Raw genomic sequence first — 6,347 nt, 5'->3', positions numbered from 1 at the left:
GTTGCCTCTCCCCTCCTCAGTCCTCACTCCTCTTCCCTCAGTCCTCAGTCCTCACTCCTCTTCCCTCACTCCTCTTCCCTCACTCCTCTTCCCTCATCCCTCTTCCCTCAGTCCTCAGTCCTCTTCCCTCAGTCCTCTTCCCTCACTCCTTACAATAATCCCGCTGACTCATACAGCCTTCTGAGAGTTGCCTCAATCTTGGTGCCGTACTGCGGATCTGCCGCCCACCGTCCACTCAACTGAGAAATCAGCGGCGCGACGCCCCGCGTCACAAAGCGAAAGCGCGGATCAACCAGTTCCTGCACCAAAGGCTCCAAACTCGCGTAAGCTTTCAAGTGTTGGATATGGGCGCGGACGCCAATTCTGGCGCTGGGGAAGGTCGCGCTCTCAGAAGCACCGCCGATCGATCCCAAAGCGGCAAAATTATTTTGACTGGGCTTAATATCGCCCCCGAAGCGCAAAAAGCCGGTTTCAACACACATTTGACAGAAGGCAATGTCATAGTTGACGCCCTCGATTGTGGCTTCTTCCCGGTAAAGTTTGGGTAAGTCGGGAAACTGGGCAAGAGCATTCTCATTATTGGCTTTGAGGAACATAATCAGCTGTACCTCAGAGGTATTGCCATATCCCATAATCCGGTCTAGTTGACCGGGGCAGATGGGTAAAATGGAGCGCAAAGACACGGTGCGGGTGGCGTTGTCCCAAGCAACGGAGATATTAAAGCTTCGCAGTTCGATGGCTTTGACATAGACAACACCTTGGTAGGGCACGCGGCGGACTGAGGTGTTATTTGTCAAGTCAATCGAGAGCCTGTCCACTAGGTCGATGGGAATGTAGGCGTTGCTATTGATGAGAACGCCCTTCTCCCCGTAGACCTGGTTGTTAATGTTGATATTGATGGGAGGATAGGTGGGGGAAGTGCCAGGATCGGGGCTAGGACCACCGCCTCGGCTCCAAGATGCCAATCCGTCTGCAATTCCTAATGCGATGTCGCGGCGGCGATTCTGAATTAAGAATCGGTCATCCGGGTTAGTGAGATAGCCAACTTCCATCAGCAGGGAGGGAATGAAAGTGTCGCGGCAGAAGCTCAAACGTCCGACGCCGGTGGCGGTGTCTGGCTTGACTCCCCGGCTGGGCAGCTGGGGAACGCGGCGTAAGAGCGCCAAAAGTAGCAGTTCGGCATTCTGCTTGCGTTCCTCGTTGTTGGCAATGTAGAAGACCGTAGCGCCACGAGTCGCTGGGTTAGAATAGGCATCGGCATGGATTTCTAGCGCTACGTCGCCGCTACGAGTGCGGGCGTTGATCCAGGAAATCGACTGCGCTGAAGTCTGGTCGTCTGGGACAGAAAGAACTTCAAAACCCCGCGATCGCAGTTCTGGTACAATCTGGTCGCGCAGCAGAATCATCTCTTGAGCCTCTGTGGTGCCACCTGCCTTTCCGCCTGGATCTCCAGCACCATGACCTGCTGAAATAAAAATTCGTCCCATCTTGAAAAATTCCCCCAGCGCTAAAAGTAATCTATATTAATCAACCACGATAAGGATTTCCGGGTGCTACGGCTAGTCCAACTTGACGCTTCTTCTTTGAGAACGGAAGAGTAAATTGTTCCAGACACATATATTAATGGGTACTAAGAAGAAGAAACTGTAAGATTTTCGGTAGGGTAGAGCTGGAAATCATCAATTCATCCCCATAGATGAACAAAATCGTTGAAGTCTTACCAGATAAAACGGCGCTGATTGAGCGATCGCTCCAAGTGTGCCTCGATCAAATTCACTCTTGCATCGAACAGCGATCGCTCTGTACTATCGCCTTGTCCGGTGGCAGCACCCCCAAGCCGCTGTATGAAGCGATCGCTACCCAAAATCTGCCTTGGGATAAAATTCACATATTTTGGGGCGATGAACGCTACGTGCCGCCAGACCATCCCGATAGTAACCAAAGGATGGCGCGGAGTGCATGGCTGGATAAAGTAAATATCCCAGCCGCCAACATCCACCCCATGCCCACCGATGAAGCCGATCCAGCCGTCGCAGCGGATCGGCACGAACAACACATTAAGGAGTTTTTTCAAGTTCAACCCGGTGAATTTCCAGCCATCGATCTAATTTTGTTGGGGATGGGAGACGACGGACACACGGCTTCTCTATTTCCCCACACAGAAGCATTAAATGTACGAGATCGTCTGATTACTGTTGGCAACAAAGATGGGCAACCCCGGATCACCTTCACGGCACCCCTGATTAACCAGGCTCGCTGTGTCATATTTGTGGTTGCCGGTGCGAGTAAACGACCAGCCCTAGCTCAGGTTTTTGCCACGACATCTGACGACCAAAGCTATCCCAGTCGGTTAATCCAGCCCCAAGGAGAACTTTGGTGGCTGTTGGATGAGGCTGCGGGTCTTGAACTAAAAAGTTAAGAAGCCTCGCTATTCAGACTATATTTGAATTTTCACCTTCCACTCCCATCTCTAGGAGGGATACAGCCTGCAAGGAGGTTTTATGATTGTCTGCCCGAATTGCAATCACCAAAATCCTGATGGAGCAGCCCAGTGCGAGGCTTGCTACACCCCCTTACCCGCCACCACCGCTTGTCCCAACTGTGGCGCACCCGTTCAAACCGACGCCACCTTCTGCGGTCAGTGTGGTTCTAACCTGCGACCGAGCAGTCCAGGTGAGGTAGGAGCATCGACAGGATTAGACCCGCTCCCCAGCGTCCCTGACTTAATGGCACCCGATCCTTTAGTGGCACCCGATCCTTTAGTGGCTAGCCCTCAACCATCAATGCCCAGTTCTAGCCCGGACGTACCCGCTCCGGTGGCACCCGTTCCGGCTACAGTAGTCAGTCAGCCACCCGCACAGGAGGAGGAACAAGCAGAGGAACAAGCAAGCGTCAGTCCACCCCCAGCGGCGACTTCTGCTAGCAGCGCTCCACCTGCGATCGCAGCAACTTCCTCTGCTAGCTCAAAAACGCAGCTACAGCAGCAGAATGCTCGTCTTCTGCACATCCAAACGGATACGATGATTGAATTGCCAGCACAACTGTCGGTGATTCACATCGGCAAGCCAAATGACCAGATTCCACCTGATATCGATGTTTCAGGGTTCCCCAATTCGGAGATTGTTTCTCGGATTCATGCGGATATCCGCGTGGAGGGAGACGCCTTCTACATAGAAGACGTTGGGAGTGCTAATGGCACCTACATTAACCATAACCCCCTGCCTAGCGGCAATCGGCACCGTTTAAGAACAGGCGATCGCATTGGCTTAGGCAAAGGCGACAAGATGACATTCTTGTTCCAACTCTCTTAATCCCAGAGGCTGTTCGATGCGATCGCAAAGCCTGAAAATCATGCTGTGTCGCCTCTTGGGGTGAGGGGTCATGGCAATTGCAGACTGTTTTTTTAAGTGATAGGCTTGAGGGAAACAATTCGGCATCGGACTCAGGTTTATGTAAATTCCATTAAATAAACCTGTAAGGATGAGAAATTGGTAATCCCGTCGAATCAATTCGGGGGATACACCGACTTAACCCCCTCATGATACGATGCGATTTGTAACACCCGTGGGTGCCTTGGAACTAAAAACGCGATCCCCAGGTGGAACGAGGTCAAAAGAGTTTAGAATTCCATCTGCCCACGTTCTACCCAAAGTTCGCGGTCTGACTCCATTCATTGGGGGATTCATCTCAATTCATTGAATGGAGGAAGTCACTTCTGTTGACAGTGTTACGAGTCCCAAGCCTAGAGGCGGAAATCTTTAGAATATGTAACATCGGTGATTACCCTGACCCTGCTGCATCCTATCCAATCTATACCAGTTCAGAATTGGACTTTTGAACCCGAATCAGTAGTAATTCGGATTGGCCGGTCAACCGATAATAATGTCATTCTTTACAGTGCTGTTGTTTCTCGCCACCACGTCGAGATCCGGCGCAGTGGTTCCGATTGGGAAGTTGTTAGTATAGGTGCCAATGGCACCTATCTTGATGGAAAACGCATCGCCCAAGTGCCAGTGGTCGATGGGATGATTATTCGCCTCGCCAGCTCCGGTCCCCAAATTCAAATTCGGATTGGCTCGGCAGAAACTAAGGCAAGGCTAAATACGGTTGCGGGTAAGCAATCGGTCGCTCGAAAGTCAGAAGAGAAATCTAAAGATAAAGAGACTTTCATAGATGCCCGTTCGCTTGAAGCCGATGACAAAAATCAACCCAATGTGAAGCTGGTAGCTGCTTCGGAAAATCTTGGTAAATCTAATAAATTACCCTAGGGTTGCCAAGATTCTGTAGCGAGTCTTTACCATCGCAATTCAAGGGTTTGAAACTGTAACTTAATTTCTGCCCATATCTAGACAAAAACTCCTGATTGACCACATAATAGGGTGAATCTATTGAGGAACTCTTAAAAATGGACAATCAGGACGTGACTATAAGTATAGGTGATGCCTCTAAAGAATTGGGCGTATCAATTAAAACTGTTCGTAGGTGGGCAGATTCTGGGAAGCTTCGTTACGAACGCAGTCCAAGCGGACATAGAAGATTTTATTTAGCAGACATAAAACGAATTACGCCACGCGACTTAAAGCAGTTAGATAGCCGGATAACTATCAATTACGCTCGTGTATCTAGTCACGACCAAAAGGCAGATTTAGTGCGTCAAGTACAAATTTTAGAAGCTTTTAGTAGCGCTAATGGCTGGCAGTACGAAACTATCTCTGATTTAGGCTCAGGGCTAAATTACAACCAAAAAGGCTTGCAAAAACTGCTTAAGCGAATCATGAAAGGTGATATTGGCAGGCTTGTCTTAACTCATAAAGACCGATTGCTTAGATTTGGTTCAGAGTTAGTATTCGCTATGTGCGAAGAGTTTGAAACTGAAGTTGTAATAGTTAACAAATCAGATGAAGAGTTGACATTTGAGCAAGAACTAGTCACGGACATGATAGAACTCATTACCGTGTTCTCGGCACGTCTTTATGGTTTTCGTAGTCGCAAAAATAAAAAACTTCTTGATAATGTAGCTAAAGCTGTACAAGATTCTCAATAAATACGTTAACATTTGGGTAGATATAGGTATATATTAGAGAAGTCAGCCAAACATTGTCAAGGTCGTAAACAATGCTCCTTTCTTTCAAGACAGCGCTAATTCCCAATAACAAACAAGTTACAGCATTCAAGAAAGCTTCTGGTGTAGCGCGTCATGCCTACAACTGGGCAAACGCTGTAATTATGGACGTTTTGAAAGTTCGCGAAACCGATAAAACAGTCAAAGTGCCATCGGCTATCGACCTTCATAATAAACTAGTCGCGGAGGTCAAGACTGTTCATGAATGGTACTACGAAACTAATAAAAATGTCCCTCAGAAAGCGCTAGCAGATGTCCGGCAAGCATGGGATAGATGCTTTAAAAAAATGTCCCTACAACCTCGTTTTAAAAAGAAAGGTCAACGCGATTCTTTCTATTTGGAACAAGGAACCAAGGCTGTACCTAAGATTCAAAATGATGGCAAACGTGTTAAGCTCCCTTCTATCGGTTGGGTGCGATTATCGGAGCCATTACCAGTTACAGCAGTTCATAATTGCGTTATTAGTCGCCAAGCTGACCGATGGTTTATCGCTATTAAATATGAGATAGAGCTAACAACCGTTGCCTCTGAGCGACCTACTGTCGGCGTTGATATCGGAATCAAGGAGTTAGCTGTTTGTTCCAATGGTAAAGTGTTCAATAATCCTAAAGCTTACCGACGTATGAGTAAACGTTTAAAGCGTTCTCAACGTCGTGTCAGCAAAAAGGTCAAAGGTTCTAAGAACCGTGTCAAGGCAGTTAGAAAACTAGCCAAGCTTCACGCCAAAGTATCAAACATCAGAAAAGATTCTATTCATAAACTGACTCATTACCTCGCCAAAAACCACAGCGAGATACGGATAGAAGACTTGCATATTAAAGCTTTTCTGAAAAATCATAAATTAGCTGGTGCAATAGCTGATTGTGGAATGTATGAGTTCCGTAGACAGTTAGAGTATAAAACTGAGAAGTTTTCTAGTAAATTAATCTTGGTAGACAGAATGTTTCCTAGCTCTCAGATATGCTCTAACTGTGGGAACCACCGCCACAAGATGCCATTAAAAAACCGCGTTTATATTTGTCCTGATTGTCAACATACAGAAGACCGTGATTTAAACGCTGCAAAGAATATTGACCGATGGTTTGAGGATATTTTTATCCCTGAACGGGATAGATAGGTAAGCTCTACCGAGATAGCCTGCGGAGTGGCCAAACCTCTTAGAAGTCATTCTAAGACCACGATGAAACAGGAAGATAACACCAAAACTACTTTTGTCCAGCTAAG

The 6,347-nt window shown here is 47.6% G+C and carries 6 protein-coding genes; 5 read left to right on the top strand and 1 reads right to left on the bottom strand.

Annotated features, from left to right (window positions below; genetic code table 11):
* Window positions 1–149: 149 nt before the first annotated feature.
* Window positions 150–1,487, bottom strand: coding sequence for a hormogonium tapered terminus morphoprotein TftA (gene tftA / locus AC2VDX_RS19840; protein ID WP_378184939.1), 1,338 nt, complete (start codon window positions 1,485–1,487; stop codon window positions 150–152).
* A gap of 209 nt (window positions 1,488–1,696) precedes the next feature.
* Here tftA and pgl point away from each other — a divergent pair, with 209 nt between their 5' ends.
* From pgl to AC2VDX_RS19815, 5 genes are all read left to right on the top strand, one after another.
* Entirely contained in the window at window positions 1,697–2,419 is a 723-nt protein-coding gene (pgl, locus tag AC2VDX_RS19835) for a 6-phosphogluconolactonase (RefSeq protein ID WP_378184941.1), read from the top strand.
* A gap of 82 nt (window positions 2,420–2,501) precedes the next feature.
* Window positions 2,502–3,311, top strand: a complete 810-nt coding sequence (locus tag AC2VDX_RS19830) for a double zinc ribbon and FHA domain-containing protein (protein WP_378184943.1) — start codon at window positions 2,502–2,504, stop codon at window positions 3,309–3,311.
* A 465-nt stretch (window positions 3,312–3,776) separates the two neighbouring features.
* A complete protein-coding gene (locus tag AC2VDX_RS19825; RefSeq protein ID WP_378184945.1) occupies window positions 3,777–4,268 on the top strand; it encodes an FHA domain-containing protein in 492 nt (163 codons plus the stop codon).
* A 137-nt stretch (window positions 4,269–4,405) separates the two neighbouring features.
* Entirely contained in the window at window positions 4,406–5,044 is a 639-nt protein-coding gene (locus tag AC2VDX_RS19820; protein WP_378184948.1) for an IS607 family transposase, read from the top strand.
* Window positions 5,045–5,115: 71 nt separating this feature from the next.
* Window positions 5,116–6,240, top strand: coding sequence for an RNA-guided endonuclease InsQ/TnpB family protein (locus AC2VDX_RS19815; RefSeq protein WP_378184950.1), 1,125 nt, complete (start codon window positions 5,116–5,118; stop codon window positions 6,238–6,240).
* Window positions 6,241–6,347: the final 107 nt, after the last annotated feature.

The sequence above is a fragment of the Coleofasciculus sp. H7-1 genome (assembly GCF_057473865.1).
Note: the sequence above shows the minus strand (reverse complement) of the source record. Positions and strands in the feature narration are given on the sequence as shown.

Bases quoted from the DNA above. Each gene is read 5' to 3' on its own strand.
- pgl (WP_378184941.1), top strand. From the start codon at position 1,697: ATGAACAAAATCGTTGAAGTCTTACCAGATAAAACGGCGCTGATTGAG.
- AC2VDX_RS19815 (WP_378184950.1), top strand. From the start codon at position 5,116: ATGCTCCTTTCTTTCAAGACAGCGCTAATTCCCAATAACAAACAAGTT.
- AC2VDX_RS19830 (WP_378184943.1), top strand. From the start codon at position 2,502: ATGATTGTCTGCCCGAATTGCAATCACCAAAATCCTGATGGAGCAGCC.
- tftA (WP_378184939.1), bottom strand. From the start codon at position 1,487: ATGGGACGAATTTTTATTTCAGCAGGTCATGGTGCTGGAGATCCAGGC.
- AC2VDX_RS19820 (WP_378184948.1), top strand. From the start codon at position 4,406: ATGGACAATCAGGACGTGACTATAAGTATAGGTGATGCCTCTAAAGAA.